The organism is Thermolongibacillus altinsuensis (genome assembly GCF_004341205.1).
GTDB classification, from domain to species: domain Bacteria; phylum Bacillota; class Bacilli; order Bacillales; family Anoxybacillaceae; genus Thermolongibacillus; species Thermolongibacillus altinsuensis.
This window is the reverse complement of record NZ_SLUL01000006.1, coordinates 68845-95603: the sequence shown is the minus strand read 5'-3', so window position 1 is coordinate 95603 and position 26759 is coordinate 68845. Positions and strand designations below refer to the sequence as shown.

General features: G+C 37.9%; 37 protein-coding genes. 30 read left to right on the top strand and 7 right to left on the bottom strand.

Annotated elements, in window-relative coordinates; genetic code table 11:
• The first annotated feature begins 20 nt into the window (after positions 1–20).
• The 12 genes from EDD69_RS07290 to EDD69_RS07240 all read left to right on the top strand — a co-directional run bounded on the left by EDD69_RS07290 (position 21) and on the right by EDD69_RS07240 (position 9022).
• Positions 21–1079, top strand: coding sequence for a type III polyketide synthase (locus EDD69_RS07290; RefSeq protein ID WP_132948299.1), 1059 nt, complete (start codon positions 21–23; stop codon positions 1077–1079).
• A gap of 3 nt (positions 1080–1082) precedes the next feature.
• Complete coding sequence (locus EDD69_RS07285; RefSeq protein WP_132948298.1) at positions 1083–1646, top strand: isoprenylcysteine carboxyl methyltransferase family protein; 564 nt, start codon at positions 1083–1085, stop codon at positions 1644–1646.
• An 81-nt stretch (positions 1647–1727) separates the two neighbouring features.
• Positions 1728–5408, top strand: a complete 3681-nt coding sequence (locus EDD69_RS07280; protein ID WP_132948297.1) for a dynamin family protein — start codon at positions 1728–1730, stop codon at positions 5406–5408.
• Positions 5401–5682: a YpbS family protein gene (locus tag EDD69_RS07275; RefSeq protein WP_132948296.1), complete on the top strand. Its 282-nt coding sequence runs from the start codon at positions 5401–5403 to the stop codon at positions 5680–5682. The genes EDD69_RS07280 and EDD69_RS07275 overlap by 8 nt, the downstream gene beginning before the upstream one ends.
• A complete protein-coding gene (locus tag EDD69_RS07270; protein WP_132948295.1) occupies positions 5679–6512 on the top strand; it encodes a sulfurtransferase in 834 nt (277 codons plus the stop codon). Before EDD69_RS07275 ends, EDD69_RS07270 begins: the two co-directional genes overlap by 4 nt.
• Positions 6513–6573: 61 nt before the next feature.
• Positions 6574–6714, top strand: coding sequence for a hypothetical protein (locus EDD69_RS15300; RefSeq protein ID WP_165871746.1), 141 nt, complete (start codon positions 6574–6576; stop codon positions 6712–6714).
• Between the two features lie 97 nt (positions 6715–6811).
• Positions 6812–7327, top strand: coding sequence for a peroxiredoxin family protein (locus EDD69_RS07265; RefSeq protein WP_132948294.1), 516 nt, complete (start codon positions 6812–6814; stop codon positions 7325–7327).
• 96 nt (positions 7328–7423) lie between these two features.
• Positions 7424–7555: an FbpB family small basic protein gene (locus EDD69_RS07260; RefSeq protein WP_132948293.1), complete on the top strand. Its 132-nt coding sequence runs from the start codon at positions 7424–7426 to the stop codon at positions 7553–7555.
• Positions 7556–7589: 34 nt separating this feature from the next.
• Entirely contained in the window at positions 7590–7733 is a 144-nt protein-coding gene (locus tag EDD69_RS07255) for an acid-soluble spore protein N (protein ID WP_132948292.1), read from the top strand.
• Between the two features lie 128 nt (positions 7734–7861).
• Positions 7862–8089 (top strand): small acid-soluble spore protein Tlp, encoded by a 228-nt coding sequence (gene tlp, locus EDD69_RS07250; RefSeq protein ID WP_132948291.1) that lies wholly within the window; start codon positions 7862–7864, stop codon positions 8087–8089.
• A 94-nt stretch (positions 8090–8183) separates the two neighbouring features.
• Entirely contained in the window at positions 8184–8624 is a 441-nt protein-coding gene (locus tag EDD69_RS07245) for an acyl-CoA thioesterase (RefSeq protein WP_132948394.1), read from the top strand.
• Positions 8621–9022 carry a hotdog fold thioesterase gene (locus tag EDD69_RS07240; RefSeq protein WP_243643060.1) on the top strand — a complete coding sequence of 134 codons (402 nt, stop codon included), beginning with the start codon at positions 8621–8623 and terminating at the stop codon, positions 9020–9022. The genes EDD69_RS07245 and EDD69_RS07240 overlap by 4 nt, the downstream gene beginning before the upstream one ends.
• 23 nt (positions 9023–9045) lie before the next feature.
• Here the strand turns inward: EDD69_RS07240 and EDD69_RS07235 are convergent, their stop codons facing one another.
• On the bottom strand, positions 9046–9333 hold the full coding sequence (locus tag EDD69_RS07235) for a HesB/YadR/YfhF family protein (protein WP_132948290.1): 288 nt from the start codon (positions 9331–9333) through the stop codon (positions 9046–9048).
• A 345-nt stretch (positions 9334–9678) separates the two neighbouring features.
• On the opposite strand from EDD69_RS07235, the gene EDD69_RS07225 reads away from it, so the two are divergent.
• The 4 genes from EDD69_RS07225 to EDD69_RS07210 all read left to right on the top strand — a co-directional run bounded on the left by EDD69_RS07225 (position 9679) and on the right by EDD69_RS07210 (position 13594).
• Complete coding sequence (locus EDD69_RS07225; protein ID WP_132948392.1) at positions 9679–10617, top strand: magnesium transporter CorA family protein; 939 nt, start codon at positions 9679–9681, stop codon at positions 10615–10617.
• Between the two features lie 149 nt (positions 10618–10766).
• On the top strand, positions 10767–12224 hold the full coding sequence (locus tag EDD69_RS07220) for an NAD(P)/FAD-dependent oxidoreductase (protein ID WP_132948289.1): 1458 nt from the start codon (positions 10767–10769) through the stop codon (positions 12222–12224).
• Between the two features lie 97 nt (positions 12225–12321).
• Entirely contained in the window at positions 12322–13311 is a 990-nt protein-coding gene (bioB, locus tag EDD69_RS07215) for a biotin synthase BioB (protein ID WP_132948288.1), read from the top strand.
• An 85-nt stretch (positions 13312–13396) separates the two neighbouring features.
• Entirely contained in the window at positions 13397–13594 is a 198-nt protein-coding gene (locus EDD69_RS07210) for a hypothetical protein (protein ID WP_132948287.1), read from the top strand.
• 1 nt (position 13595) lies between these two features.
• Here EDD69_RS07210 and EDD69_RS15295 read toward each other — a convergent pair whose 3' ends face one another.
• A complete protein-coding gene (locus tag EDD69_RS15295) occupies positions 13596–13718 on the bottom strand; it encodes a DUF3930 family protein (protein WP_165871745.1) in 123 nt (40 codons plus the stop codon).
• Between the two features lie 135 nt (positions 13719–13853).
• On the opposite strand from EDD69_RS15295, the gene EDD69_RS07205 reads away from it, so the two are divergent.
• The 3 genes from EDD69_RS07205 (at position 13854) to EDD69_RS07195 (ending at position 15380) form a co-directional block, all read left to right on the top strand.
• Positions 13854–14030: a YozD family protein gene (locus tag EDD69_RS07205; protein WP_132948286.1), complete on the top strand. Its 177-nt coding sequence runs from the start codon at positions 13854–13856 to the stop codon at positions 14028–14030.
• Between the two features lie 104 nt (positions 14031–14134).
• The gene (locus tag EDD69_RS07200; protein ID WP_132948285.1) at positions 14135–14905 is read left to right on the top strand and encodes a sporulation protein; all 771 of its coding nucleotides are present in this window, start codon (positions 14135–14137) and stop codon (positions 14903–14905) included.
• Between the two features lie 157 nt (positions 14906–15062).
• Entirely contained in the window at positions 15063–15380 is a 318-nt protein-coding gene (locus tag EDD69_RS07195; protein WP_165871744.1) for a hypothetical protein, read from the top strand.
• Between the two features lie 127 nt (positions 15381–15507).
• Here the strand turns inward: EDD69_RS07195 and EDD69_RS15665 are convergent, their stop codons facing one another.
• Positions 15508–15633 (bottom strand): hypothetical protein, encoded by a 126-nt coding sequence (locus EDD69_RS15665; protein ID WP_279388137.1) that lies wholly within the window; start codon positions 15631–15633, stop codon positions 15508–15510.
• Positions 15634–15717: 84 nt separating this feature from the next.
• Here EDD69_RS15665 and EDD69_RS07190 point away from each other — a divergent pair, with 84 nt between their 5' ends.
• The 3 genes from EDD69_RS07190 to EDD69_RS07180 all read left to right on the top strand — a co-directional run bounded on the left by EDD69_RS07190 (position 15718) and on the right by EDD69_RS07180 (position 17783).
• Positions 15718–16095 carry a hypothetical protein gene (locus EDD69_RS07190; RefSeq protein WP_132948283.1) on the top strand — a complete coding sequence of 126 codons (378 nt, stop codon included), beginning with the start codon at positions 15718–15720 and terminating at the stop codon, positions 16093–16095.
• Positions 16096–16205: 110 nt separating this feature from the next.
• Positions 16206–16910, top strand: coding sequence for a purine-nucleoside phosphorylase (gene deoD / locus EDD69_RS07185; RefSeq protein ID WP_132948282.1), 705 nt, complete (start codon positions 16206–16208; stop codon positions 16908–16910).
• A gap of 66 nt (positions 16911–16976) precedes the next feature.
• Positions 16977–17783 (top strand): M15 family metallopeptidase, encoded by an 807-nt coding sequence (locus tag EDD69_RS07180; RefSeq protein WP_132948281.1) that lies wholly within the window; start codon positions 16977–16979, stop codon positions 17781–17783.
• Position 17784: 1 nt separating this feature from the next.
• Here EDD69_RS07180 and EDD69_RS07175 read toward each other — a convergent pair whose 3' ends face one another.
• On the bottom strand, positions 17785–18057 hold the full coding sequence (locus EDD69_RS07175; RefSeq protein ID WP_243643059.1) for a hypothetical protein: 273 nt from the start codon (positions 18055–18057) through the stop codon (positions 17785–17787).
• A 289-nt stretch (positions 18058–18346) separates the two neighbouring features.
• Here EDD69_RS07175 and EDD69_RS07170 point away from each other — a divergent pair, with 289 nt between their 5' ends.
• Positions 18347–19222 (top strand): cation diffusion facilitator family transporter, encoded by an 876-nt coding sequence (locus tag EDD69_RS07170; RefSeq protein ID WP_132948279.1) that lies wholly within the window; start codon positions 18347–18349, stop codon positions 19220–19222.
• A gap of 208 nt (positions 19223–19430) precedes the next feature.
• Positions 19431–19973: a peroxiredoxin gene (locus EDD69_RS07165; protein ID WP_132948278.1), complete on the top strand. Its 543-nt coding sequence runs from the start codon at positions 19431–19433 to the stop codon at positions 19971–19973.
• 37 nt (positions 19974–20010) lie between these two features.
• Here EDD69_RS07165 and EDD69_RS15660 read toward each other — a convergent pair whose 3' ends face one another.
• The gene (locus EDD69_RS15660; RefSeq protein ID WP_279388136.1) at positions 20011–20136 is read right to left on the bottom strand and encodes a hypothetical protein; all 126 of its coding nucleotides are present in this window, start codon (positions 20134–20136) and stop codon (positions 20011–20013) included.
• A 102-nt stretch (positions 20137–20238) separates the two neighbouring features.
• Here EDD69_RS15660 and EDD69_RS07160 point away from each other — a divergent pair, with 102 nt between their 5' ends.
• The 5 genes from EDD69_RS07160 to EDD69_RS07145 all read left to right on the top strand — a co-directional run bounded on the left by EDD69_RS07160 (position 20239) and on the right by EDD69_RS07145 (position 22400).
• Entirely contained in the window at positions 20239–20682 is a 444-nt protein-coding gene (locus tag EDD69_RS07160) for a redoxin domain-containing protein (protein ID WP_132948277.1), read from the top strand.
• Positions 20683–20817: 135 nt separating this feature from the next.
• Complete coding sequence (locus EDD69_RS15290; RefSeq protein ID WP_165871743.1) at positions 20818–20976, top strand: hypothetical protein; 159 nt, start codon at positions 20818–20820, stop codon at positions 20974–20976.
• A gap of 166 nt (positions 20977–21142) precedes the next feature.
• Entirely contained in the window at positions 21143–22048 is a 906-nt protein-coding gene (gene rarD, locus EDD69_RS07155; RefSeq protein WP_132948276.1) for an EamA family transporter RarD, read from the top strand.
• 89 nt (positions 22049–22137) lie between these two features.
• Positions 22138–22242 (top strand): YjcZ family sporulation protein, encoded by a 105-nt coding sequence (locus EDD69_RS07150; RefSeq protein ID WP_132948275.1) that lies wholly within the window; start codon positions 22138–22140, stop codon positions 22240–22242.
• A 71-nt stretch (positions 22243–22313) separates the two neighbouring features.
• Positions 22314–22400, top strand: coding sequence for a YjcZ family sporulation protein (locus EDD69_RS07145; RefSeq protein ID WP_243643069.1), 87 nt, complete (start codon positions 22314–22316; stop codon positions 22398–22400).
• Positions 22401–22431: 31 nt separating this feature from the next.
• Here EDD69_RS07145 and EDD69_RS07140 read toward each other — a convergent pair whose 3' ends face one another.
• Positions 22432–23805 carry an MATE family efflux transporter gene (locus tag EDD69_RS07140; protein ID WP_132948273.1) on the bottom strand — a complete coding sequence of 458 codons (1374 nt, stop codon included), beginning with the start codon at positions 23803–23805 and terminating at the stop codon, positions 22432–22434.
• 170 nt (positions 23806–23975) lie between these two features.
• On the opposite strand from EDD69_RS07140, the gene EDD69_RS07135 reads away from it, so the two are divergent.
• Positions 23976–25391 (top strand): alanine/glycine:cation symporter family protein, encoded by a 1416-nt coding sequence (locus EDD69_RS07135; protein ID WP_132948272.1) that lies wholly within the window; start codon positions 23976–23978, stop codon positions 25389–25391.
• A 24-nt stretch (positions 25392–25415) separates the two neighbouring features.
• Here EDD69_RS07135 and EDD69_RS07130 read toward each other — a convergent pair whose 3' ends face one another.
• Complete coding sequence (locus tag EDD69_RS07130; RefSeq protein WP_132948271.1) at positions 25416–26681, bottom strand: two-component system sensor histidine kinase NtrB; 1266 nt, start codon at positions 26679–26681, stop codon at positions 25416–25418.
• Positions 26682–26759: the final 78 nt, after the last annotated feature.

Here is a 26759-nt window from a genome sequence, read left to right as displayed (position 1 = left end):
GATCAATAGGGGGTGTGCGTGTGCCGGCAATTGTATCTGTTGGATTGGCTTCATTGCCTTATCGCTTTACCCAAAAGGAAATTATGAACTTAACTAGACAATTATTTGAAAACGATTATGACGATATCGATCGATTGTTGCGTATATTTTCGAATGGACAAATTGAATCGCGTTGCTTCGTTCAACCGTTAGAATGGTACATCCAAAAGCATTCATTTTCTGAAAAAAATGATTTGTACATTGAATGTGCGGTTCGATATGGAGCGGAGGCGATTGAACAATGTTTAAAACAGCAAAACATCGATTATAAGGACATTGAAGCAATTTTTTACATTTCAAGTACAGGGATTGCCACTCCAAGCATTGAGGCAAGGATTATGAATCAACTGCCATTTTCAGCGCATGCCAAGCGCATTCCAATTTGGGGATTAGGATGTGCAGGGGGAGCGGCGGGGCTTGCACGCGCATTTGAATATTGCCGCGCGTATCCGAAAGCAAAGGTGATTGTACTGGCAGTTGAATTTTGCAGCTTAACATTTCAACTGGATGATCATTCAAAAAGCAATTTCATTGGTACGTCGCTTTTTGCAGATGGTGCGGGATGTGTATGCGTCGCCGGCGACAACGTTTTACTTTCGGATTCACCCCCATCGATTATGGATGTGCAATCAACACTCATGCCGCATTCAGAAGATGTCATGGGGTGGGATATAAAGGATCAAGGTTTTTATGTCGTTTTTTCAAAAGATATTCCAAGTATTATCCGTAAATCATTCAAAGAAATGGTTGCATCGTTTTTACAAAAACATCGCTTAACGGTTGAGGATATTCACCATTTTATCGTTCACCCAGGCGGTAAAAAGGTTCTTGATGCCTATCGCGACAGTTTGCAGCTCAGCCATGATCAAATCAAACATTCAGTAGAGGTATTAAAACATTATGGAAACATGTCTTCGGTGACGGTGTATGTGGTCTTGCAAAAATTTATGAAACAACGAATCAAAAAAGGAGAGATAGGGTTAATGGTAGCACTTGGCCCTGGGTTTAGTTGTGAGCTTCTTTTGTTAGAGTGGAGGTAAATCATGAAGTTTTTATTGTTTTTTATTTTGGTCATTTTACAGCGAATCGGTGAACTGTGGATTGCTAAGCGAAACGAACGATGGATGAAAGAACGAGGCGGCAAGGAGTTTGGACAATCTCATTATAAATATATTGTCCTCGTTCATAGTTTGTTTTTTGTCTCCCTTTTGTTTGAAGGGTTGTGGAAAAAAACGAGATTATCGCCGATTTGGCCGTTTTTGGCTGTTTTATTTTTTATTGTTCAAGTTTTACGTATTTGGACCATTCGATCGTTAGGGCGATTTTGGAATACAAAAATCATCGTTTTGCCTAATAGCCGCCCCATTTCTAAAGGTCCGTATCGCTTTATGCGTCATCCGAATTATATCATTGTTATAACGGAAATTTTATTGATTCCGCTTTTGTTTCAAGCTTATTGGACAGCATGCATCTTTACTATTTTAAATGGTCTTGTTCTTTTCGTTCGTATACGTGAAGAAGAAAGAGCATTGAACATGTTTACGAACTACGCAGACGAATTTCAACAAAAAAAGCGCTTTTTTCCGACTTCCTCTGTTAAATCATAAAGACAGAGGATTTTTTCATATATTTTTCCGTTAAAGTGCAGTAAAATGGAGGTAGATTTTTTAAAAGGGGTATGGGAGATTATGGTTCAAACAACGACAACACAATCTTTACAACAATGGGTGTATAAGTTGATCGCTCTTCATGCACAATTGATGGAAAGCGGTGATACCGAACAGGCAAACAAAGTGAAACAACTCATTCAAAAGGTACATAAACAGGAGTTTATCATCGCTTTTTGCGGGCACTTTTCAGCGGGAAAATCAAGCATGATTAATGAGCTCATTGGATCCGCTATTTTGCCATCGAGCCCGATTCCAACAAGCGCTAATTTAGTAAAAGTAAAAGCGGGAAAGGCTTATGCTCGAGTATTTTACAAACATAGCGCGCCGATTGAGTATGTGGCTCCGTATGATTATGAGGAGATTAAGTCATTTTGTAAAGACGGAGATGCCATTTCTGCGATTGAAATTAGTCATGAAACAAATGCGATTCCAAAAGGTGTCGTCATTATGGATACACCCGGAATTGACTCGACGGATGACGCTCACCGACTGGCAACAGAATCCGCTCTTCATTTAGCAGACGTCATTTTTTATATGATGGATTATAACCATGTTCAAGCCGAGTTAAATTTTGAATTTACAAAACGTTTAACAGAGCATGGGAAAAAACTGTATTTCATTGTGAATCAAATCGATAAACATCGGGAAGAGGAACTTTCTTTTTCGCAATTTAAGCGATCGGTCAGTCAAGCGTTTCAAAATTGGAATGTTTCGATCGAGCGTATTTTTTATACATCGCTAAAACAAAAAGAATGTTCAAATAATGATTTAAATGCATTGAAAGAAACATTGCAGACGATTTTTCGCAGAAAGGACGAACGATTGTTAGATGGCATTGCCATAGCAGTGAAGCAAATCATTCACGATCATATCCGTTTTCTTGAAGAAAAAGATGCGGAGAAAGAACAGCATTTGCAACAATTATTACAAACAACAGATGAAGATCAACTTTCTAGAGAAATGGCTGAAGCGGAGGAGGCCATTAAACATTGGGAACAGAAGTGGATGAAGGCGCGTCCTTCCTTTGAACAAGAGTTAAATAAAATAGTGGATAACGCTTATATCATGTCGTACGAAACGCGAGAAAAGGCTCGTTCTTTTTTAGAAGCATTTCGAGATGGTTTTAAAGTTGGTTTTTTATTTACAAAAACCAAAACAGAAGAGGAACGAAAAAGACGGTTGCAAACCTTTTATGAAGATCTCTCTGAGAAAGTTCGTTCGCAACTGGAATGGCATATCCGCGATCTTCTCGGTCGTTTTTACAGAGAGCATGAACTAAAAGACGAAACGTTGCTGGCAAAAACACAACAGTTGGCCGTTCCTTTTTCAGAACAGCTTTTAATCGAGTTACGTCAGAACAATCCGTTCGTGACAGGTAACTATCTATTGACATATACGAATGATCTTGCAAACGAATTGAAGCGCCGCTATCGATTGGCCGTTCTTGAACTTGTGGATGAAATGATTGATAAAGGAAAAATGGAAGAAGAAAAGGTCATTCAAAAATGGCGTGAAAAGGCCGAGAGAGTACGCAAAGAACAACAACGATTGGCAGAGCTACATACATATCGTCTGAAACGGGAACAAATTCGGACCGACCTCCTTCAATTAATGGAGAAAAAAGAAGTTTCACCATTTTCCGACGAAACGATCGCTTCATTTTTGGACGAAACGTTCATTGTTCAGCGAAGTGAAGGATTTCTAATAGAGGAAAAAACTAGAAGTGAAGGATTTCTAAAAGAAGAAAAAACTATAAGAGAGAAAAAGAAAGAAGCGTACAAAGAAAAGATTGAAGCACAGGATCGGTATGAAAACTTCGAACAAGTCATTACTCAACTGAGACGAGTCAGCGAACTCATTCTTCCATTTAAAGGGCTCGTTCATTTAGCGAATGAAATGGCGGAAAAAGCAAATCGTCTTGAGAATCGTACATTTACGGTTGCCTTATTTGGAGCCTTTAGCGCAGGAAAATCTTCATTTGCCAATGCTTTGATCGGTGAAAAAGTATTACCGGTCTCGCCTAATCCGACGACAGCAACCATTAATAAAATTGTGCCGCCGACAGCAGAACGGCCACACGGAACGGTTGTTGTTCAAATGAAAACAAATGAACAGCTGTTCAAAGATTTACAACATTCTCTTCGTTTTTTCGGGTTGCAGGCTAACTCATTAGAAGAAGCATTGAATCAAAGTAAAAAGGCTTTGGCCATTGAATCTGTTGAGGTAAAAGAAAAAGTGCACTATGCATTTTTAAAAGCCGTTGTGGATGGCTATGAACATATGCACAAAGATCTTGGACTTTCTTTATTTGTTGATTTTCACGAATTTAGTGAATATGTCGCAAACGAAACAAAATCTTGCTTTGTTGAGTGGATTGAGCTTTATTATGATTGTCCATTAACGAAACAAGGGATTACGCTTGTCGACACACCGGGGGCTGATTCCGTTAATGCTCGACATACGGGAGTAGCGTTTGACTACATTAAAAATGCCGATGCCATTTTATTTGTTACGTATTACAATCATGCATTTTCAAAAGCTGACCGCGAATTTCTTATTCAGCTTGGGCGAGTAAAGGATACATTTAGCCTTGATAAAATGTTTTTCATTATCAATGCCGCAGATTTGGCGCAATCTTCGGAAGAATTGGAAGCAGTCGTTGAGTATGTAGAAGAGCAGCTGCTTCATTTTGGCATTCGGCAACCGCGACTCTATCCGCTTTCAAGCCAGTGGGCACTTGCAGAAAAGCAGGGAATTCAATATGGGAATGACGTGTTAAAAAATTCGGGAATGAATGTGTTTGAACAACAATTTAGACAGTTTATGAATCAAGAATTGGCTCAATTAGTGATTTTTTCTGCACGTTTGCAAATCGAGCAGGCGAAAAAGCGAATAGCAGAATATATTGCCAAAGCGAAACTAAGCGATGAAGCAAAACGGGCAAAACTTGCTTCTTTAGAGAGCGAGCGGCAGAAAATGGTGCGAATAATTGAACAACAGGATGCCGCTAGCGATCTTCGCGCTCTTGAACAAGAACTGTCCGAACTTGTTTATTACATTAAGCAGCGCATTTTCTTCCGGTTCCATGATTGGTTTAAAGAAGCGTTTCATCCATCTGTTTTGCATGACGATCATCCAAACATTAAAAAAGCATTGCAAGCATGTTTAGATGAGCTTCTTTATTCGATTGGATTTGACTTGGCGCAAGAAATGAGAGCAACTAGTTTACGCATGGAGGCGTTTTTAACGAAACAGCACGATCTGTATTTTGAGAATATCCAGAAACAGTTGAAACAAATACACAGTACGCTCATCTTAACAAAAGCAGAGATGCCTTCATTTATAACATTGGAGTTCTCAGTCGCTTTACAACAACTAGATGCTTCTTTATTCAAAAAAGCCCTTTCGTTTTACAAAAATGCGAAATCTTTTTTTGAAAAAGATGAGAAGCGATGGATGAAAGAAGAAATCGAACGACAATTACAACAGCCTGTTTCTAACTATTTAAGGGAAAATCATAAGAGAATGGTTGAACATTATACGAAACAATGGCTTCATGTCATGAAACAACTTCATAAAAATATGAAAGAACAAATCAATGAGCATTTTGCTGGATTAACGGCCGCATTAACAGAGCAAATGCCAATCAAAGAATTGGAAAACGCTTATGAAATGATAGGAGGAATCGAGAATGAGTGAAGTACATCACGCCATTACGGCTCATTCTAAAAAGCAACATGCGATTGTCAAAAGATTTATTGAGTTAGATCAAAAACGTGAAATGTACATTGAAGAAGCTGTTTCCCTTTGTCAAAATGGCAAACCGTTTTCGGTTGAACGCATCAATGAAGTGACAAAACTAATCAACGAGTTGTCGAAAACTGGGATTGTTCCACAACGAAAATATGTCACCATCGAAATGGTGCAGCAATATGTCAAAAAGTTAAAGGGAGAAGAGGGAACCGTACAATGAAGCACATCGTTACAAAAGAGTGGCTTGCCTCTCAGTTGCATCGTGAAGATGTCAGAATCATCGATTGTCGGTTTTATTTAGATGACCCTGTTCGCGGCTTAAAAGAATATGTTCAAGCGCATCTTCCTGGCGCTTTTTACTTCGATCTTGAGAAAGATCTATCCGCAAAAATAGAAAAACATGGCGGACGTCATCCGCTTCCAAATATAGATGAATTCGTTGAAAAATTATCGGCTGCCGGAATACATTCAAATACAACTGTGGTGGCTTATGACGATCAATTTGGAGCGATGGCTGCGAGATTTTGGTGGATGCTTCGTTATCTCGGTCATGAACATGTGTATGTACTGGATGGAGGATTTTCTTCATGGAAACAAGCTGGATATCCTCTGTCGCAAGATGTACCTATTTATCCGCGCGTGTCGTTTAAAGGAAATGTTCAACCCCACCTTTTAGCGACTATCGAGGAAGTGAGAGAGGCGGTACAAAACGGAGGGGCGATTCTCATTGACTCAAGGGAACGAAAACGATATTTAGGCATCGAAGAACCGATCGACTATAAAGCAGGACACATTCCTGGTGCTCGAAACGTTTTTTGGAAAGAGGGATTGACGGAAGAAGGAAACTGGAAAAGCCCTGAAGAACAAAAAAAGCGATTTTCCTTTTTGTCACCGGAACAGCCTGTGATTGTGTACTGTGGCTCTGGCGTCACGGCGTGCGCGAACGTTTTAGCATTGTCTGAAGCTGGCTTTCCAAACGTTCGTTTATATGTAGGAAGTTGGAGTGATTGGATCTCGTATGATGAAAACCCAATTCAAACGGGTGAATAAGGCCCCTTTTGCTACGAATACTAAAGATGCGTTGTCAATCATCTAAAGGGAGGAAAAGTAAATGGGGCGTACGAAATTAGGGAATGCCAATGCGCAACGAAATAATAACGCGAAACAAAAAAACGACTTTAATAATGAATTTGCTTCGTATGTAGAAGTAGAAGCGAAAAAAATGAAAAATGAGCATAAAAATATCCGTTAAAGGCGCAGCTTTTTGCGCCTTTTTCTTGATTTTGTCCACATCATTCGAATATATATTATTATGTAGAATGAATACATAAAGAAAGGTGTGCAATTGATTGAAAAAATGGTTGGCAACGGTCCTGTTATTTAGTTTAACCGCTTATGTACTTTGGCAATTAATCACCGAAAATCAAACGGTTGCCACAGGTTCCAAAATTGGAATGAAAGCTCCCGATTTTGCATTGCAAACACTTGATGGACAAACATTACGTTTATCCGATTTGCATGGGAAACCGGTTATTGTGAATTTTTGGGCAACATGGTGTCCGCCTTGTCGAGCAGAAATGCCTGATATGCAGAAATTTTATGAGAAATATCATAAAAAGATGGAAATCGTTGCTGTTAACTTAATGGTTCGCGATTCCCGTGAGAAAGTGGATGCTTTTATCAAAGAGTATGGTTTAACGTTTCCTGTTGTGCTAGATACAAAAGGGGCGGCAATGAAGCAATATGAAATTCAGCCGATCCCAACATCATTTATCATTGATAAAGATGGAATTATTCGTGATAAATTTGTCGGTCCTATGCCTTATAAAAAAATGGTGGAATATATGGAACAGTGGGGTGAATAGTTGGTTTACTAAGTAAACCGACTATTTTTTTGTATATTTTTCCTTCTGTTCGGAAAAGATAGAAAAAACAAAAAATAAAAAAGCAGGTGAGCGAACTTGAGAAAAATAAGAAAACGAACATTTGCAGAGCTTGTGATTGAAAATAAACGACAGTTGCTTAATGATCAAAAAGCATTAGAAAAATTGGAAGAAAAAATTGAAGCGCGTATGCTTAATAAAGCAGAATGAAGAGATAATATAAGGGAGAGAGGGGGATGAATCAATGGGTAATCCAAAGAAAAGCACTAAACATTTTGTTCCAAGTCATATCGGCACACAACCGAGAGCAGCAGGTGGAAACAAAGGGAAACAAATGCAAGATCAATCAGGGCAACATGCCCAAGTCATACAGACCAAGGGAGAATAAGGGCGTTTTTGTAGCGCCCTTTTTTAGTTTACATAATTAAATTATAGAAAACTTTACCGGTGCGTATAAAAATGAAAGATCAGCGTAATCTAATCATGTGTATTCAACTTTAAGAGGAGGTTTTTATCATGAATCGACCAAACCATGACGATCGTCGGGATAATGTTGAGAAACTACAAGAAATGGTACAAAACACGATCGAAAATATTGAAGAAGCTGAAGAAACGATGGCATTTTCCAGTCCGGAAGAACGCGAAAAAATTGAGGAGAAAAACCATCGTCGTGAAGAAGCGATTGAAGCGATGCGTGCCGAGATCAAGGATGAAGCAAGCGCAAGAGAAAATGGACAGTTGTAAAAAAGCCGCGTGAGTGCGGCTTTTTGTTATTTATGATAATATAGTGATAACCTAGTTTTATCATGATATAGAGAGATGGAGAGTGAAAAAGGGAATGGTGATTTCTTCAAAAGAGATTGAAGTGCGCTATGCGGAAACAGACCAAATGGGTGTCGTTTACCACGCTAATTATCTTGTTTGGATGGAAATTGGTCGAGCACATTTGATTCGCCAATTAGGTTTTAATTATGCGGATATGGAGAAGCAAGGGATTGTTTCACCGGTAGTCGATTTGCAAATATCGTACAAAAAGCCGCTTCGTTATGGGGAGACTGCAACCATTAAAACATGGATTGAATCATACGATGGCATTCGAGTTGTTTATGGATATGAAATTTTGACACCAACAGGAGAGATCGCAGCGACAGCAACATCAAAACATGTTTGCGTGACAAAAGAAACATTTCAACCAGTATTGATTCGTAAGTACTTTCCAGATTGGCACGAGGCATATGAGCGCGCTAAAAAGAAAGGAAGTGAAGAAAGACGAAAATGAATGGGAAAATGAACGAATGGATCAAAAATACGTTGTTAGAAGCATTAAATATTGAAATTATACATATCTCTGAAGGAAAAGTGATTGCGACAATGCCTGTCAACGAAAAAACAAGGCAACCATTTGGAATTTTGCACGGGGGAGCTTCCGTTGCGCTGGCGGAAACGGCAGCGAGCGTTGGCGCTTACGCATTAATTGATCCGCAAAAAGAAATAGCGGTTGGTCTCGAAATTAATGCGAATCATTTACGTCCAGTTTATGAAGGAATTGTAACGGCAACAGCAACGATCGTTCATCGTGGAAAAACAACGATGGTTTGGAACATTGAAATTGTTAATGAGAAAAACGAATTAATCTGCATCTCTCGCTGCACAATGGCCATTCGAGAAAAAGTGTAAAGCGGAGCATAAATCGCTCCGCTTTACTCGTATATAAAAATCGGTTCATTGAGTTTATCATCAAAATCAATATGCAAATTTCGACCATCAAAATACCATAAATCACGTTCTTCAATGAAAAATGTAATTCCTTCCTTCTCAAAAATAGCCCCCGCATCGATCGGTTCTTCTTTATGAACACCTAGAGAAAAGCCTTTTTGCACCGTGCTGCATCCACCGTATCTGACAAAAAAACGAACGTGATCGCCCTTTTGTAATTGCAGTTCGTCTTTATACCATGCAAACGCCTTCTCCGACATGTTAATATTCATCATTTCACCTTCCTTCAAAACCATTATAAAGGAATCAAACAACTTTTACCATTAAACATGACTTGAGAAAACGATTACAATTGATTTGTTTCGAGAAATTTTAACAAAGTCACTATACAAAAAATTGACGACGATGTATCATTAATCCGTAATAAACGTTTGAACAGAAAGGAGTGAAGTTTTCGTTTATGAGTAGGCCGAGTTCGAATGAACCAGAACCAGGAATAATAGGGGAAGTAGCCTCGTTTTTTTGGCGACGGAACGAGCCGCTCAGGAACGAAACTGACGCTCCGACGACAAAAAAACGGTGCTCTCCTCTTTAAGAAGAGGGGGAATCGAAAAAAAATGATGAACATTTATTTGTCCGATGTAAATGGAAAGCTAGAAGAAATTCAAGAGCTTAAAAACGGTTGCTGGGTTAATTTAGTGGCTCCGACGGAGAGTGAAATTCGTTATATTTCTGACCATCTAAATATTCCGATTGATTCAATTAAAGATGCGCTTGATGATGAAGAGCGTTCGCGCATTGAAAAAGAGGATAATCATGTATTGATTATTGTCGATATTCCGATTATTACGTATGATGAAGGAAATATTCCAACATATGAAACGATCCCAATCGGAATGATTATTACCAATACATGCTTTATTACTGTTTGTTTGCAAGAAAACCCTATTTTCGAAGAATTTACAAAAAATAAAGTAAAAAACTTCTATACGTACATGAAAACACGCTTTGCGCTACAAATGTTATATATGATTGCCACCTATTATTTACGCTACTTAAAGCAAATCAATCGAAAAACAAGCGAAATCGAAAAACAGCTGCATCAATCAATGAAAAATAAAGAGTTATTTTCATTATTAAGCTTAGAAAAAAGTTTAGTTTATTTTACAACATCATTAAAGGCAAACAACATTGTGATGGAGCGATTGCTTCGTCTAAATTATTTGCGCATGTACGAAGATGATCAAGATTTGTTGCAAGATGTCATTATTGAAAATAAACAAGCGATCGAAATGACTGAGGTGTACAGCAGCATTTTAAGCGGAATGATGGATGCGTTCGCCTCTGTTATTTCTAACAATTTGAACATGGTAATGAAATTTTTAACAGCGATTACAATTGTGCTATCGTTCCCTACGATGGTAACGAGCTTTTACGGAATGAACGTACCGATTCCTTATCAAGATCAACCGTATGCTTATATTGTTGCCTTATGTATCTCACTTGCACTATCAGGAATTACAGCGTTTATTTTTTGGAAAAAACGATATTTTTAGACGGATGAAGAGAGCTTCATCCGTTTTTTTAAACGTTTTAAAGACGAACGTTTTTTTTATTTTATTTAAAAAAGTTCGTTTTTTCATTGACTAATCTCCCATTATTTAGTATAGTAACATTCGGAAAGAAAATAAGATGGGGGATTTCAATGAAAAAGCAATATGATGTCATTGTAGTCGGCGCTGGTCCGGCTGGCATTTTTACTTGTTATGAACTTACGTTAAAACTGCCAGGAGCGAATGTACTGTTAATCGATAAAGGGCATGACATTTATAAACGAAGTTGTCCGATTCTTCAAAAAAGAATTGAAAAATGTCCGCCTCCAGCGGGAAAAAAAGATTATGCTGGTTGTTTACCAGCTTGTTCAATCACGAATGGATTCGGCGGGGCTGGAGCCTATTCTGATGGAAAATTTAACATTACAAGTGAATTCGGTGGTTGGATGACCGATTATTTACCAGATTCAAAGGTACTTGAATTGATTCGTTATGTCGATGAAATTAATTTAAAACACGGGGCAACGAATACCATTACAGATCCATTAACAGATAAAGTTCGGGAAATTGAGAAAAGAGCCTATGCCGCTGGGTTAAAGTTGTTACGTGCTCAAGTGAGACATCTCGGAACCGAGCAGAATTTAGAAATTTTAAAAAGTATTTATGAATATTTACGTGAGCGAATTGATATGGTATTTAAAACGGAAGTCGATGATGTGATCACAGAAAAAATCGACGGCGTTCATGAAGTGAAAGGAATTCAGTTGAAAAATGGCGAAGCGATTTACGCACAGAAAGTAGTCATTGCGCCAGGGCGTGACGGTTCCGCATGGTTAACAAAACTATTAAAAAAACGCGGTTTAAAAATGATCAACAACCAAGTAGACATCGGCGTGCGAGTTGAAACAACGAACGTTGTGATGGAAGAAATTAATGAACATTTATATGAGGGGAAATTTATTTTTAATACATCGGTCGGCACGCAAGTACGTACATTTTGCAGCAATCCATCAGGCCATGTTGTTGTTGAAAATCATTCGGGAATTATGCTTGCCAACGGCCATGCTTATAAAGATCCAAAGCTCGGAAGCAATAACACAAACTTTGCTCTCCTTGTTTCCCATAAATTTTCGGACCCATTTGACAAACCGAATGAATATGCTCATGAAATTTCGCGTCTTGCGAATGCGTTATCAAACGGGGGAATTATTGTACAAAAATACGGTGATATTTTAAAAGGCAGACGTTCGACTGCAAAACGAATTAAAGAAGGATTTATTGAACCAACATTGAAGGAAGCGGTTCCTGGCGATTTAGGGTTAGTTCTTCCGTATAATACGATGAAAAGCTTGATTGAGATGACAGAAGCTCTTAATCATGTGACACCGGGAATTGCTTCTGAACATACACTTTTCTATGGAGTGGAAGCGAAATTTTATTCGGCTCGTCCAAAGTTAAATGATCGTTTTGAAACAGAGATTTCAGGTCTGTATGTCGGAGGAGATGGAGCAGGAATTACGCGCGGTCTTGCTCAAGCAAGTGCGTGCGGCGTTTGGATTGCAAGAGACATTGTCGAAAAATTAACAAAAGTAAGAGCAGCGGCATCATAAATGCCGCTGCTTTTTGTTAACTTTTTAAAAAATAATGTTGACATAAATAACTTGATCGCATACGATTATTGGTAATAATAAGTAAAGGGGGAGAAGGATGGATTGGTTAGCGTTGGCTGATCGCGTCTTATTAGGTGAAGAGATTACAAATGAGGAAGCAGAAGCAATTTTAGACTGTCCAGATGACGAATTGTTGTTATTAATGCAAGGAGCTTATCGAATTCGTAAAAAGTATTACGGAAATAAAGTAAAACTAAATATGATTATGAATGCGAAATCAGGATTATGCCCAGAAAACTGCGGATATTGTTCACAATCAGCGGTTTCAAGCGCTCCTGTTCAAACGTACAAAATGGTCGACAAAGAAACGCTGTTGCGCGGAGCAGAACGAGCGTATCAATCGAAAATCGGCACTTACTGTATCGTTGCTAGCGGAAGAAGCCCTAGCGAAAAAGAAATCGATACAGTTGTTTCAGCTGTCAAAGAAATTAAAGAAAAATACGGATTAAAAATATGTGCTTGTTTAGGGATTTTGAAGCCAGAACAAGCACTTCGCTTAAAAGAAGCAGGGGTGGATCGCTATAATCACAACATCAACACTTCGAAAGAACATCATCCGAACATCACGACATCACATACATATGATGATCGCGTACGCACGGTTGAAACGGTGAAAGAAGCAGGAATTTCTCCGTGTTCCGGCGTCATTGTTGGAATGAAAGAGACGAAACAAGATGTCATCGCCATGGCGCGAAGTTTGAAGGCGCTTGATGCGGATTCAATCCCTGTTAATTTTTTGCATGCGATCGATGGTACTCCGCTCGCTGGCACGAACGAATTAAATCCACGCTACTGTTTGAAAGTGCTCGCTTTGTTTCGCTACATCAATCCAACAAAAGAAATTCGTATTTCAGGCGGCCGTGAAGTAAATTTGCGCAGTTTACAACCGCTTGGATTATATGCAGCTAATTCGATTTTTGTAGGCGATTACTTAACAACGGCGGGGCAAGAAAAATCAGAGGATTATAAAATGCTTGAGGATTTAGGATTTGAGATTGATTTTGCTCCATCTGTCTATGCACTCTAGATAAAGAGCCGACTTTTGGTGTCGGCTCTTTTTCATTCGCATATAATATGTACACATCATCTGTTGGCTGGAGTGAAACAAAAGGATGAATCCATTTCGAAAATTAGAACAAGAACAACTGCAACTAAAGCGAGAAAAGAAAGAAATTATTGATGGATTGTTAGATGTTTATAACGATTATAAATGGTTGTATGAATGGTTTGGTGATGAAGAATATAAACGGGTTATGGAACTTGCGGTTCGCCATTTAGAGAAGCTGACGAAACGGAAACGGCGCGAATGATTTACAAATTGAGAAATTGTACAAAAACATATAAAAAGTAAGGAATGCCAAAGAAAACAATGATTGTAAACAATCTATTCGTGACCGTTTCCATCCAAACGTCGATTTGTTCGTTTTCATTCATTTTGAAAATCCTCCATTTTATCGTCTTTTACTTTAGAGGTATGGTTGTTCGTTGGGAAATATACATAAAAACGAAAAAAACATTTGGCATAAATGGATGATCTTCAACATAAAACAATATAAAGGGGGCGATGTTGTGAAAGAAATTGAAGTAGTGATTGATACGGAAGAAATTGCGGAGTTCTTTTACAATGAACTAGTTCGCCGTGGTTTTGCGCCTACGGAAGCGGAATTAGAGGAGCTCGCTGATATTACATTTGATTATTTAATTGAAAAGTGTATTATTGACGAAGAAATGAATGAAGACGAATAAACGACGGATAAACCGTCGTTTTTTTAATGTTTTGAAACTTTTTGTTTGTTCTATTCGTATGCATAAGAGTAGTATGTTTATCAAGTGAAATGGAGGGTGCAAATATGTCTTTGTTTAACAAAATGTTGGCAAGTGTCGGAATTGGTGCGGCAAAAGTAGATACGAAACTATATGAGTCAAGATTAACAGCCGGAGATCCGTTAAAAGGGGTTGTTGAAATTGTAGGCGGAAATGTAGAACAAACGATCGACGATATCTATTTATCTCTTTGTGCAACGTATGTAAAAGAAGTTGATGATCGCAAAGTAACAAAACAAGCGATTGTTGAAAAATGGAAGTTGTCTGATCCATTCACGATTGGGATTGGAGAAAGAAAAGAAATTCCGTTTTCGGTTCAACTGCCAGCAGATACTCCTTTAACGGTCGGAAGAACAAGGGTTTGGCTTCATACGGGACTAGATATCAAAAATGCAATCGATCCAACAGATAGCGACTACGTTCACATTCAACCGTTTCCGCTTATGAATGCCGTGTTTACGGCAATGGATCGACTTGGTTTTCGTTTAAGAGAAGCAGAATGTAAAGAAGCTTCTTATCATTTACGTAAACGCCTTCCTTTTATACAGGAATTTGAGTTTGTGCCAATAAGCGGGGAATTTCGTAGCAAATTGGATGAAGTTGAAATTATGTTTTTCCCGCATTCGCATGAAGAGGTCGAGATGCTGATTCAAATCGATCGTCGCGCTCGCGGTTTAGTTAGTTTATTTGCTGAAGCGCTTGATTTAGATGAAACATTTGTGCGAATGAAAGTTTATCAAAACGATATGCCGGTGATGGAACAGAAACTAGCCTCTGTCATCCGAAAATATTGCTAAACAATGAAGGGATTGAGCGGTGATCGCTCAATCTTTTTTATAGATCATCGGTTGAATTTACATCCGCTCGACAAAACAACAAAAAATTTGCTAAAGGAATCGACAAAGCGAAAAGCAAATATGAATGATCAAGAAAAAGGAGCAAGGAGTGGATAGGATGATTCGAGCGTTGATGGGGAAGATTTTAAAAAATGAACAATGTTATGATGTCACCATTTTTCAAACACCGCAATTTGGTCAAACGAAAGGATATAAACAAGTTTATCGATTAACGGTTGTTGGCGAAGATCATGATGATGTGTTAGCGGAAGTGTATCGAATGTTTAATGTTCCAGACTTAGTTCCGAAAGATTATACGGCTCGCTACATGGGAACAGGAGATATCTTATTGATCGATGAGGGAAGAAATGGACAGTTTTGCTACCGATTATGCCCAGATGGATGGGAGAAAATTCACCGCATTCATCTTCGTTAGTTAAATATGTCTTCAAATGTTCACAAAATTGTGCTATATTTTATATAGACAAATAGCACAAGGTGAAGTAATATATATTTTTTATAAAAACCCCCTTGTGCGAACAAAGGGGTTTTATCAATTTTCATTATTTTTTTCGTTTGTCAGCTGAATCTTCTTTACCATGTGCTTCTTCTTCAGCGATTAACGCTTCTTTGGGAATATGATTGTTTTTCTTTGGACTATTAATGCGACTTCGATGTTTCTTTCCCATGGTTGATCCTCCTTTTCATCACCTTCGTTATTAAATTAATCTAAAATATAAAAAAATATGTGTACGGGAGCGGGGGAGTTTTTCATGTTCGCGCTTATCGTTTCTGCAGTAATTGGAATCATCGCCATTTTCGCATCGCTATTTGTGAAATTTGAACTCGAGCGAGCGATCGGTAAAAGAAAGAAAATTTTTTTGTTACATTTCGCTAATATCTGTATAACAAATGTCGTGATTGCAAGCTCTTATTATATTTTTAGCGGGATGTTTGAAACGAATTCCCAGTCGTTTTATATTGTTTATCTCGCTTCATTAGAATGCCTTCTTCCTGTGTATGTCGTATGCTACTTGTTGTATGAACAATATGAGCGAACAAAAAAGAAATATACGATAAGCGAAGACAAAAAAGTTCTATACATTAAACCAAAATATTTAGCGATGAAGCATTATAAAAAAACGTCGTGAAAGAGGAGGATGCTCCTCTTTTCTTTTTTACACATGAAAAAGAAAGCTTTAGCGAATGATAGTAGTGTGTTATAGTATATATGCAGCACACATTTCAAAGGAGGATTTATATGAGCATTCATATCGAAGCAAAAGAACATGAAATTGCTGATAAAATTTTACTTCCAGGCGACCCTCTTCGCGCTAAATATATTGCGGAAACGTTTTTAGAAGGGGCTACTTGCTATAATAACGTTCGCGGAATGCTTGGATTTACTGGTACATATAAGGGGCATCGCATCTCGGTACAAGGAACAGGAATGGGTGTTCCTTCCATCTCCATCTACATTACAGAATTAATGCAAAGCTACAATGTACAAACATTAATTCGCGTTGGTACGTGCGGTGCGATTCAAAAAGACGTGAAAGTACGTGATGTCATTTTAGCGATGAGTGCTTCAACGGATTCACAGATCAATCGTTTAACATTTGGTGGAATTGACTACGCACCGACGGCAAACTTTGAATTATTGAAGAAAGCGTACGATATCGGAACTGCAAAAGGATTAGATTTAAAGGTCGGAAACGTGTTTACGGCTGACATGTTCTATAATGATAATGCGGATTGGGAAAAATGGGCGCGTTACGGCATTTTAGCTGTTGAAATGGAGACAGCCGCTCTTTATACATTAGCTGCAAAATTTGGACGTAAAGCACTCACCGTCTTAACGGTAAGCGACCATATTTTAACTGGTGAAGAAACAACAGCGCAAGAACGTCAAACGACATTTAATGAAATGATCGAACTGGCGTTAGAAACGGCGATCCAACAGTAAAAATAAAGAAGCTCCTTGGCAAAATTCCGAGGAGCTTCCTTATGTTTAAAAGTTAGGTGAATGGAAATGAAAAAATGGATGCTTATTTTAGCGATGATCGTGTATGTAAGTGGATGTGATCGTTCCTCATCGGCACATCCAATCGCTCAAAAACAAGAAACAAAAGTGACACCGCAGGAAGAACAAGTGAACCCACAGGAAAAAACAGTCAATGAAACTCCTTCTGAACTTTTGCTAGAAGAAAAGTTTTGGAACCAAATAGAAGTGCAAAATGGAATCAAAGTGATTGTGAACCCAGAGAATATTTTAGCTTTAGTGAATAAAGAACAAAGCTTGCCTGCGAACTATAAGCCGAACGATTTGGTCATCCCAAATGTTCCGTTTACGTTTGCAGAAACGAATGTCGAAAAACGTTATATGCGTGCGGAAGCAGCCAAAGCCCTTGAAGAAATGTTTGCGAAAGCGAAAGAAGAGCAAATTTTTTTATATGCGGTATCTGGCTATCGATCATATGAACGCCAAAAAGCCTTGTTCGATGCAGAAGTGAATCGGGTAGGAAAAGACAAAGCGGTCATGGCGGTAGCGATTCCAGGGAGAAGTGAGCATCAAACAGGTTTGGCGGTTGATATTACAAGCCCAAGTGTACAGTATGAGATTACGCAAGCATTCGGAGAAACGAAAGAGGGAAAATGGGTAGCTGAACATGCTCATGAATTTGGTTTTATCATTCGCTACCCGAAAGGAAAAGAAGGAATTACAGGATACCAGTATGAACCTTGGCATTTACGATATGTTGGCAAAAAAGCAGCCAAAGTCATTTTTGAAAAAAGAATTACGCTTGAAGAATATTTCCAAATCGTGAAAAAAGTGTAGATTATGCACACGTCAACACATTATACTTTTGAAAGATCGGTAAAAGTTTACGTTTGATATAAAGATATAACTCATATTTATAAACAGCGATGACCGCTCTTTTTAAATGGGTTTGTCTTAAGAAACCATGGATTCTTTTTTTCGCGTAGTTTAACGCTTGGTTTTGCGAAATAAACTGCTTCTTTATAATTTTTGTTTCGATTTCATTTAGTAGCGAAATCGAAAAGCGGATCATGGCCAAATCGGTTCTTCCAATAAATTCATAAATCGTCATAAAAAATCCCTCCTTAGTATTTACAATGTTGAAATATACTTTACAATAAATTAACATAAATTGAGTAAAAAAATTGTCGGAATATCAATGAAAGATTCGACAATTTTAAACTAAAAAGGCTACTCGTATTGAGTAGCCTTTTTAGTTAATAAATATATTTTGGCTAAGACCAATGTTGTTGAATGTTTCCCACTGTTCTTCAGTAAACCAATTTTGTTGCTATAGACCCACACGATCAAGACTTGGTAAACTTGTTTATGCTAGAACATAAGGAGAAGATGGTGGAAATATGAAACAGATGAAACCAGAAGTGGGAGCTTGGGTAAGCATTGGGTCATACTTTGTTCTATCCTCTGTCAAATTGTCCGTTGGTTATTGGACGAACTCTCAAGCGCTTAAAGCGGATGGACTTAATAATTTCACAGATATAATTTCTTCGATTGCGATTTTAATTGGATTGCTCATTGCGAAAAAACCTCGAGATGAAAATCATCCGTATGGTCATTCTCGAGCTGAACATATTTCTTCTTTATTAGCCGCTTTTATTATGATGACGATCGGAATGGAAGTCTTGATGGATGCCGCATTGGCTCTCAAAAGCGATAAGAAAATGGTTCCCGATGCGATCGCAGCATGGACGGCGTTTTTCGCTGCTTGCTTCATGTTTTTCGTTTATTTATTTAACAAGAAGCTGGCTGAGCGAACAAACAGCCAGGCGATCGCAGCAGCTGCGAAAGATCATTTATCTGATGCACTTGTTAGCATTGGAACAGTGATTGGAATTATGGGTACTCACATAGGAGTAATTTGGCTAGATTCTTTGACAGCTTTGATTGTTGGTCTCATCATTTGTAAAACGGCATGGGATATTTTTAAGGAAGCCTCGTACACATTAACCGATGGATTTGACGAAGAAAAGTTGCGACAATATAAGCAGGAAATTTCCGAGATTCCTGGAGTGGAACAAGTAACTGACGTGAAGGCGCGCATGCTTGGAAATGAAGTAATACTTGATGTAACAATCCAAGTTTCCCCGTACTTAAATGTTGTCAAAAGCCACGAAATTGCAGATTGCATTGAGGTATTTATGCAAGAAAAGCACGATGTTACAAAAACCCATGTTCATATTGAACCGTATTCAACATTGGATGAAAAAACGCATTGAAACATGTCCAAACTTTCTTCCTTTTTCATTTATAACAAATAGGAAGAGGTTTGAAAAGGGATGGCTTGGTTAATAAACAATAACCAAGCTTTTTTTGTAACAAAAATTTATTTAAAATAATTATAAAAAAGTATTGACTATTAAATTAATATTGATATAATAATCGGTGTAATGTGATAATGATTCTAATTTTCAGGAGGTAATGATAATGGTGGAAAGAATGGTTGGTAAACAAGCTCCACGCTTTGAAATGGAGGCAGTGATGCCAAATAAAGAGTTTGGAAAAGTATCTTTAGAAGAAAATATGAAAAAAGGTAAGTGGACCGTTCTATTCTTCTACCCAAATGATTTTACGTTCGTTTGTCCAACAGAAATTACCGCTTTAAGTGATCGATATGATGAATTTGCTGATTTGGATGCTGAAGTTATTGGCGCATCTACAGACTCCGTTTACACCCATCGCGCTTGGATCGAAACAAGCCGAAACGATGGCGGTTTGGGCCCGTTAAACTTTCCGTTAGCAGCCGATAAAAATATGAAAGTTTCAAAAGACTATGGCGTATTAATAGAGGAAGAAGGAATTGCTTTACGCGGACTATTTATCATTAATCCAGAAGGGGAATTGATGTACGCAGTGATCAATCATAACAATATCGGTCGAGATGTCGATGAAACATTACGCGTATTGCAAGCTTTGCAAACAGGAGGACTTTGTCCAGCAAACTGGAAGCCAGGACAAAAAACACTATAATACACCATTTATCATACAGCATTACATATGATAAGCTTCATTTTCCAACATGAACAAGCTTTTCTGCCACTCCCACGAACGAAAATGCCATCAGATAAACGAATTTGTCTGCCATGCGTTTCACGTTCGGGATTGGCATGCTTCTAGCATGCCGTGGCGGCAAGAAAAATCTTGCCGTCTATGGCAGAAAAGCGGCCTTCTATTGATGGTGAGATATGTCGAAAACTCAACTTGAATCTAATATAATACAGGAGGTTGATCAAATATGAAATTACGCGATGAAATGCCAGAATTGATCGGAGCAACAGAGTGGATCAATGGAGAAGTGACAAAAGAACAACTGCTAGGAAAACCGACGCTTATTCACTTTTGGTCTGTAAGTTGCTATTTATGCAAAGAAGCGATGCCGGAATTAAATGAACTTCGCGACGAGTACGATGACGAGTTAAATGTTGTTGCCGTTCATATGCCGCGTTCAGAGAATGATTTAGACTTAGATGTCATTCGTCAAATGGCGCTTGCCCATGATATTATCCAGCCGATTTTTGTTGATAATGAACATAAGTTAACGGATGCATTTGAAAATAAATATGTTCCTGCATACTATTTGTTCGATGCAGAAGGAAAGCTGCGTCATTTCCAAGCAGGTGGAAGCGGAATGACTATGCTTCGCAAACGAATTGAACGCGTGTTAAACGAAGAGAAGTAAGGATTATCCTTTTTATGGATAATCTTTTTTCTTTTCAGAAAATTTGATTTTAGCGGTTGACGTTTTGTTGTTTTGTTATATAATAATTATTAATAATATATATACTGTTATAATACAGTTAGGGAGCGGATGGAATTGATGGATATGCAAAAATGTCAAATTGCTTGGAATTTCTTTTTGGAAAGTTGTGAAAAACATGGAATATCAACAAACTTAAGTTTCTATCAATTTATTCAATCTGTTACCGTTGAACAATTAGAAAGTATGGTTCGTCAATCAGAATTAGCTGGATAAAAAGTGTGGGGTTATGATGACAATTGAAATGAGTCTGTGAAAAACGTCTGTAAAGAAAAAATACAGACGTTTTTTTGTTTAAGTTTTTTTATGGAAAAATAAAGAAAGGTGTTTTATAATGTAATTTCGTTCAACAGAAAGAGAATGTAAAAGGAGATTGAAGAGAATGGAACAAAAGCAGCTAGGCGTTTTTTATGCAGCGTTTGCTTACTTTTTATGGGGGATTTTACCTTTGTATTGGAAGTTGCTTCATCACGTCCGAGCAGAGGAAATTTTAGCCCATCGAATGATTTGGTCTTTTTTATTTATGCTCATATTGTTAGGAATCCAAAAGCAGTGGCAAACTTTTTTTGCATTGTTACGGCAAGCGTTTATTCAGCCGAAACAAATGTTTATTATTTTTGTTGCTTCTGTATTGATTAGCGCGAATTGGTTTATTTACATATGGGCTGTGAATCATGATCATATGATCGAAGCGAGTTTAGGTTACTACATTAATCCGCTTTTAAGCGTTTTGCTAGGTGTGATTGTATTAAAAGAAAAATTAAACCGTTGGCAAGTTCTTTCCTTCTTTTTAGCATTGGTTGGGGTATTGATTATGACCGTTCAACACGGGAAGTTTCCATGGATTGCTCTTTCACTCGCGTTCAGCTTTGCAGTATACGGACTAGTTAAAAAGCTGACAAATTTTGATTCTTCGATTGGCTTAACAATGGAAACCATGATCATTGCACCGATTTCTGTTCTCTACGTTGTGTACTTGCACTTAAAAGGAATGAACACGTTTAGTCCATCTTCTTTGCATTCAATGCTTTTATTAATTGGAGCGGGACCAGCTACCGCCCTTCCATTGCTTTATTTCGCGAAAGGGGCTAAACAAATTTCTTTAACTCTGTTAGGTTTTTTACAATATATTGCCCCGTCTTTAAGCTTAATTTTAGGTGTGTTTTTATTCCACGAACCATTTACCAATACTCATGTTTATTCTTTTAGTTTCATTTGGAGTGCACTGCTCATTTTCTCTTTCTCAAAAATGCTACCAGAACGAAAGGAAAAATCTTTGCGTGTTTAACGCCCGCTTATAAGTGGGCGTTTTTTTAATAACGTTTTTTAGTGGAATTGAATAGTTTGTTAGTACAAGAAAAAAGGAGGTGTTCAAAAGTGAGTGGAGGTCCAGGTCATCGTAGCGGTTTTGCGTTACTGGTTGTGTTATTTATTTTATTAATTATTGTTGGTTGTGCGTGTATTGGTGGTTGGGGATACTAAAATTCGTTTTGACTGATAAAGGAGGAGAACGCATGTTTGGATATAGTTGCGGATATGGGTATGGTGCGCCAGTGGGATATTATGGACGTGGACGCAGTTTTGTATTGATCGTTGTCTTGTTTATTTTGCTTATTATCGTTGGAGCATCATGGTTTTAACAAACAAGAGGGAAACCCCTCTTGTTTTTATTTAACTTAGATAGGTTTGGTCATTGGCAGTTTGTAAATGTTGCCGCTGAATGAAACGAAGCCTTATCCATAGGAAAAGAGCTCCAGAAGCTAAACCAAAGATCAAACCAAGCCAATAACCAAAAGGACCGATCTGTGTATAATGAGCGAGTACATAACCGCTTGGAAGACCGATGACCCAATAAGAAATGAGTGCCATAAAAAAAGTGGAATTGACATCTTTATATCCACGCAGAGCTCCTTGAATTGGTGCGGCAATTGCATCAGATAATTGAAAGAAAATCGCATACAATAAAAACTGTTTCGCCAGTTGTAAAACGTTTGGATTATGTGTATACAGAGCTGCAATATGCTCACGAAAGAAAAAGAGAATAAAAGAAGCAAAGAGTGCCATGGATAGGGCGATCGCAATCCCTAGAGTACAATATTGTTTAGCATCATATGGACGTTTGGCCCCGACTTCAAAACCGACAGCAATCGTTAACGTCAACGAAATGCTTAAAGGGACCATATAAAGTAAGGAAGCGAAATTCATTGCTGCTTGATGGGCGGCAATGGCTGTCGTGCCAAAATGGCTCATAAGCAGCGCTACAGCCGCAAAAATACTTGTTTCAAAAAAGATTGAAAATCCAATTGGTATTCCGATTTTCATCAATTGTTTCCATGCTGTTAAAGAGATAAAAGGCAATTTAGAAAATATTTTATATTGAGAAAATGGCTTTCGTTTTTGGATTATGTAAAAAGCTATAAACGTAATACACCAATATGTAACGGCTGTTGCATATCCTGCTCCCACTCCCCCGAGTTTTGGAAATCCCCATTTCCCAAAAATAAGTACATAGTTTAATAGTAAGTTGATCGGTAAAGAAGTGAAAGTAATCAACATCGTTACTTTTGTTTGTCCAAGTGCATCGATAAAACAGCGAAACACGGTATAGACAAATAACGCAATGATCCCTAGTGAAAGTGCGATTAAATAATGGTAAGCAATCGCTTCAACTTTCGACTCTAAATGCATTTGCTCCAATAAAGGAGATAAAAGAAAAAAACCGCTGCCAATTACGACAAGCGCCAGAAATATGGCTAAATATACAGCCTGTACGACAAAAAAGGAAATCTCTTCATTTTTTCCCGCTCCAAACGCTTGAGCGACAAGAGGGGTTAATGCGAATAGAATCCCGCTTACCCCTGTAAAGATCGGTGTCCAAATGTTAGAGCCGATTGCCACACCTGCCAAATCCGCGGCACTTACTCGCCCCGACATCATAACATCAAAAAAATTCATTGCATATAATCCGATTTGTGTTAGAAAAATCGGCAACAAAATGTGAAAAAATTGAATCATCTTTTCTTTTAATGTGAACGTTTCCTGCATAAAAAAAATCTTCCTTCTCTCTTCATTTTTAGACATTATATCACAATATTTTGTTTATATGTAATATTTTTGATGAGAGGGTTGTTAGATCAACGAGTATAAAGATATTGCATTTGATGTTAAGTTTTGTTACATTAAAATAGTCGTATAACATCGAAAGAGGTGAAAACATGGAATTATTGCAGTCAGTCGTTTCGTTTTTAAACGATATGTTATGGTCACGGGTCATTATCGCCTTACTTATTTTCATGGGATTATATTTTACAATTCGTACGAATTTTGTTCAATTTCGTTATTTCCGCGAGATGTTTCGAGTGATCGTGGAATCACCTAAACAAAAAGGAAACATCTCTTCTTTACAAGCGTTTTTTATGAGTACGGCATCTCGTGTTGGAACTGGAAACTTAGCAGGGGTTGCTTTAGCTGTTTCTCTTGGTGGACCTGGTGCTGTATTTTGGATGTGGTTGATTGCTTTAATTGGAGGGGCATCCAGTTTTGTAGAAAGTACGCTTGCGCAAATTTATAAAGTAAAAGATGAAAATGGATATCGCGGCGGTCCAGCGTATTATATGGAACGCGGATTAAATAAACGTTGGATGGGGCTTATTTTTGCGTTGTTAATTACGTTTTCTTTCGGTCTAGTTTTTAACTCTGTTCAAGCAAATACGATTACGTTTGCATTTGAAAATGCATTCCACATTGATCGTGCTATTGTTGGAGCCGTGATTGCGATCATAACAGCCATCATTATTTTTGGCGGTGTGAAACGTGTAGCAGCAGCAACATCCATTATTGTTCCAGTAATGGCAGGATTATATTTGCTTGTAACATGTTATGTGTTAGTGGTTCATATTGCAGATATTCCAGCGATGTTCGCCTTAATCTTTAAAAATGCATTTGGTTTAGAACAAGCCGTTGGTGGCGGATTTGGTGCAGCCGTGATGATGGGAATTAAACGTGGATTGTTCTCTAATGAAGCTGGTATGGGTAGTGCTCCAAATGCGGCAGCAACAGCTGAAGTGTCACATCCTGTCAAGCAAGGTCTTATCCAAACGTTAGGTGTATTTACAGATACATTGCTTGTTTGCAGCGCTACAGCATTTATGATTTTATTATCTGGCGAGTATACAAAAGAGGGACTTGATGGAATCGCATTAACACAAGCCGCATTAAGTACGCATATCGGTGAGTGGGCGAAAGCTTTTGTAGCGATTTGTGTGTTTTTGTTTGCTTATAGCTCGATTATTGGAAATTACTATTATGGCGAGACAAACATTGAATTTATTAAACCAAGCAAAAAGGTATTGTTTGTTTATCGACTTGCGGTAATCGGTATGGTCGTTTGGGGTTCGATTTCGAGCATTCAAATCGTTTGGGATTTAGCCGATTTATTTATGGCATTTATGGCAATCATCAACCTTATCGCAATTTTTGCGCTTGGAAAAGTGGCATTTGCAGCTTTAAGAGATTATACGGAACAGCGGAAACAAGGTAAAAATCCTGTTTTCTACGCTCGTAACATCGGAATTGACCATGTTGATTGTTGGAATGAAGAAGAATATGAAGAATTGAGAAAAGAAGCATAAAAAATAAGGCTGCCATTGGCAGCCTTATTTTTTATGCTTCGGATGAACAGGTAACTCAATGATAAAACATGTTCCGTTTTCTGGTTGACTACTAACTTTCATTGACCCATGATGAAGTTCAATAATTTTTCGCGATAATGAAAGACCAAGCCCAGTCCCTGATTCTTTTGTTGAGAAAAACGGTTCAAAGATATGATCGATAATAGTAGGGGGGATGCCAGGGCCGTTATCGCAAAAGTAAATTCGCACGAGATTGTTATGTAATTTGCTTTTAATTCGGACCTGTAATGATTTTTCTGTTTTTGCTTCAATCGCATTACGAAATAAATTAATGAATACTTGCAATAATTGATTTTTATCAATTTCAACCGTATAGTTACACAATTGTTCGTCTAAATCGTAATGAATATCGATGTTATGAAGTAACGCTTCGCTTTGCAACAAAATACCTAGATCATTTTGAATAAAATCGTTAATACAAATGTACTCCGCTTTTATTTCGGCTGGTTTAGCAATATTTAAAAAATCAGTAATAATGTTGTTTGCACGATCTAGCTCCGGGATGAGTAGTTGATCAATCAACGTTATAATATGTTCAGGTAATTGATTTCTCAAAAATTGTAAATAGCCTCGTACCGTTGTTAGCGGATTGCGAATTTCGTGGGCAATCCCTGCAGCAATTCGTCCAGCGATCGCTAATTTTTCTGCCTCTTTAACCATATTTAATGATTGAAACATGCTTATGACTCGCTTAATAGAACCATCAGGATTGCGAATAATTCTTGTGTTAATGATTCCATAATAACGATCAAGCACTTCGCGATTATAAATTGGTTCATTGGTTTCAATCGTTTGTAATATCATGATTTGTTCGTCAGGAATTTTTAATAGTTCGCGAATGTGCTTTCCAATGATTTCATCTCGATTTACACCGACATCGTTAGCTGCTTGTAAATTGCAGAGAGTAATGATTCCTTGGCCGTCAACAAAGACGATATGATGAGGAACAAGATCGAAAATAGGTAAAAGGAATCGTTCGACTTGTTCAAATGGATAATCTAACTGTAAATCCATATCTAATTTTAGCTCGGCTTTTTTTGAGGGATTAGGCGTAAACGTTTGGATAGATGGCCGGACAATCCCACGATGTTTTTCAAGAGTTTTTCCTAAATGATAGTCAGTATATGTAAACGGAAAATGAATATGTTCGACGAAGCGTTTATATAGTTGTAGCTCTGTTTCAAGTTCTTTCACTTTTTGCTGTAGCTGTTCGTAAGTTAAAGGCTCCATAAGCATGACTCCTTCATCACTTCCATCTATTTTGTTAGTTTAACGTAAAATGGTTGATAGGGCTAGTAGATAATAAAA

Coding starts and splice junctions, on each gene's coding strand:
- tlp (WP_132948291.1), top strand. CDS start 7,862: ATGAATCGACCAAACCATGACGATCGTCGGGATAATGTTGAGAAACTA.
- EDD69_RS07225 (WP_132948392.1), top strand. CDS start 9,679: ATGATGAACATTTATTTGTCCGATGTAAATGGAAAGCTAGAAGAAATT.
- EDD69_RS07175 (WP_243643059.1), bottom strand. CDS start 18,057: ATGACGATTTATGAATTTATTGGAAGAACCGATTTGGCCATGATCCGC.
- EDD69_RS07210 (WP_132948287.1), top strand. CDS start 13,397: ATGAATCCATTTCGAAAATTAGAACAAGAACAACTGCAACTAAAGCGA.
- EDD69_RS15295 (WP_165871745.1), bottom strand. CDS start 13,718: ATGAATGAAAACGAACAAATCGACGTTTGGATGGAAACGGTCACGAAT.
- EDD69_RS07235 (WP_132948290.1), bottom strand. CDS start 9,333: ATGAATATTAACATGTCGGAGAAGGCGTTTGCATGGTATAAAGACGAA.
- EDD69_RS15665 (WP_279388137.1), bottom strand. CDS start 15,633: ATGGGAAAGAAACATCGAAGTCGCATTAATAGTCCAAAGAAAAACAAT.
- EDD69_RS07165 (WP_132948278.1), top strand. CDS start 19,431: ATGGTGGAAAGAATGGTTGGTAAACAAGCTCCACGCTTTGAAATGGAG.
- EDD69_RS07140 (WP_132948273.1), bottom strand. CDS start 23,805: ATGCAGGAAACGTTCACATTAAAAGAAAAGATGATTCAATTTTTTCAC.
- EDD69_RS07245 (WP_132948394.1), top strand. CDS start 8,184: ATGGTGATTTCTTCAAAAGAGATTGAAGTGCGCTATGCGGAAACAGAC.
- EDD69_RS07200 (WP_132948285.1), top strand. CDS start 14,135: ATGTCTTTGTTTAACAAAATGTTGGCAAGTGTCGGAATTGGTGCGGCA.
- deoD (WP_132948282.1), top strand. CDS start 16,206: ATGAGCATTCATATCGAAGCAAAAGAACATGAAATTGCTGATAAAATT.
- EDD69_RS07270 (WP_132948295.1), top strand. CDS start 5,679: ATGAAGCACATCGTTACAAAAGAGTGGCTTGCCTCTCAGTTGCATCGT.
- EDD69_RS07285 (WP_132948298.1), top strand. CDS start 1,083: ATGAAGTTTTTATTGTTTTTTATTTTGGTCATTTTACAGCGAATCGGT.
- EDD69_RS07170 (WP_132948279.1), top strand. CDS start 18,347: ATGAAACAGATGAAACCAGAAGTGGGAGCTTGGGTAAGCATTGGGTCA.
- EDD69_RS07135 (WP_132948272.1), top strand. CDS start 23,976: ATGGAATTATTGCAGTCAGTCGTTTCGTTTTTAAACGATATGTTATGG.
- EDD69_RS07160 (WP_132948277.1), top strand. CDS start 20,239: ATGAAATTACGCGATGAAATGCCAGAATTGATCGGAGCAACAGAGTGG.
- EDD69_RS07255 (WP_132948292.1), top strand. CDS start 7,590: ATGGGTAATCCAAAGAAAAGCACTAAACATTTTGTTCCAAGTCATATC.
- EDD69_RS07130 (WP_132948271.1), bottom strand. CDS start 26,681: ATGGAGCCTTTAACTTACGAACAGCTACAGCAAAAAGTGAAAGAACTT.
- rarD (WP_132948276.1), top strand. CDS start 21,143: ATGGAACAAAAGCAGCTAGGCGTTTTTTATGCAGCGTTTGCTTACTTT.
- EDD69_RS07280 (WP_132948297.1), top strand. CDS start 1,728: ATGGTTCAAACAACGACAACACAATCTTTACAACAATGGGTGTATAAG.
- bioB (WP_132948288.1), top strand. CDS start 12,322: ATGGATTGGTTAGCGTTGGCTGATCGCGTCTTATTAGGTGAAGAGATT.
- EDD69_RS07220 (WP_132948289.1), top strand. CDS start 10,767: ATGAAAAAGCAATATGATGTCATTGTAGTCGGCGCTGGTCCGGCTGGC.
- EDD69_RS07180 (WP_132948281.1), top strand. CDS start 16,977: ATGAAAAAATGGATGCTTATTTTAGCGATGATCGTGTATGTAAGTGGA.
- EDD69_RS07240 (WP_243643060.1), top strand. CDS start 8,621: ATGAATGGGAAAATGAACGAATGGATCAAAAATACGTTGTTAGAAGCA.
- EDD69_RS07275 (WP_132948296.1), top strand. CDS start 5,401: ATGAGTGAAGTACATCACGCCATTACGGCTCATTCTAAAAAGCAACAT.
- EDD69_RS07190 (WP_132948283.1), top strand. CDS start 15,718: ATGTTCGCGCTTATCGTTTCTGCAGTAATTGGAATCATCGCCATTTTC.
- EDD69_RS15300 (WP_165871746.1), top strand. CDS start 6,574: ATGGGGCGTACGAAATTAGGGAATGCCAATGCGCAACGAAATAATAAC.
- EDD69_RS07195 (WP_165871744.1), top strand. CDS start 15,063: ATGATTCGAGCGTTGATGGGGAAGATTTTAAAAAATGAACAATGTTAT.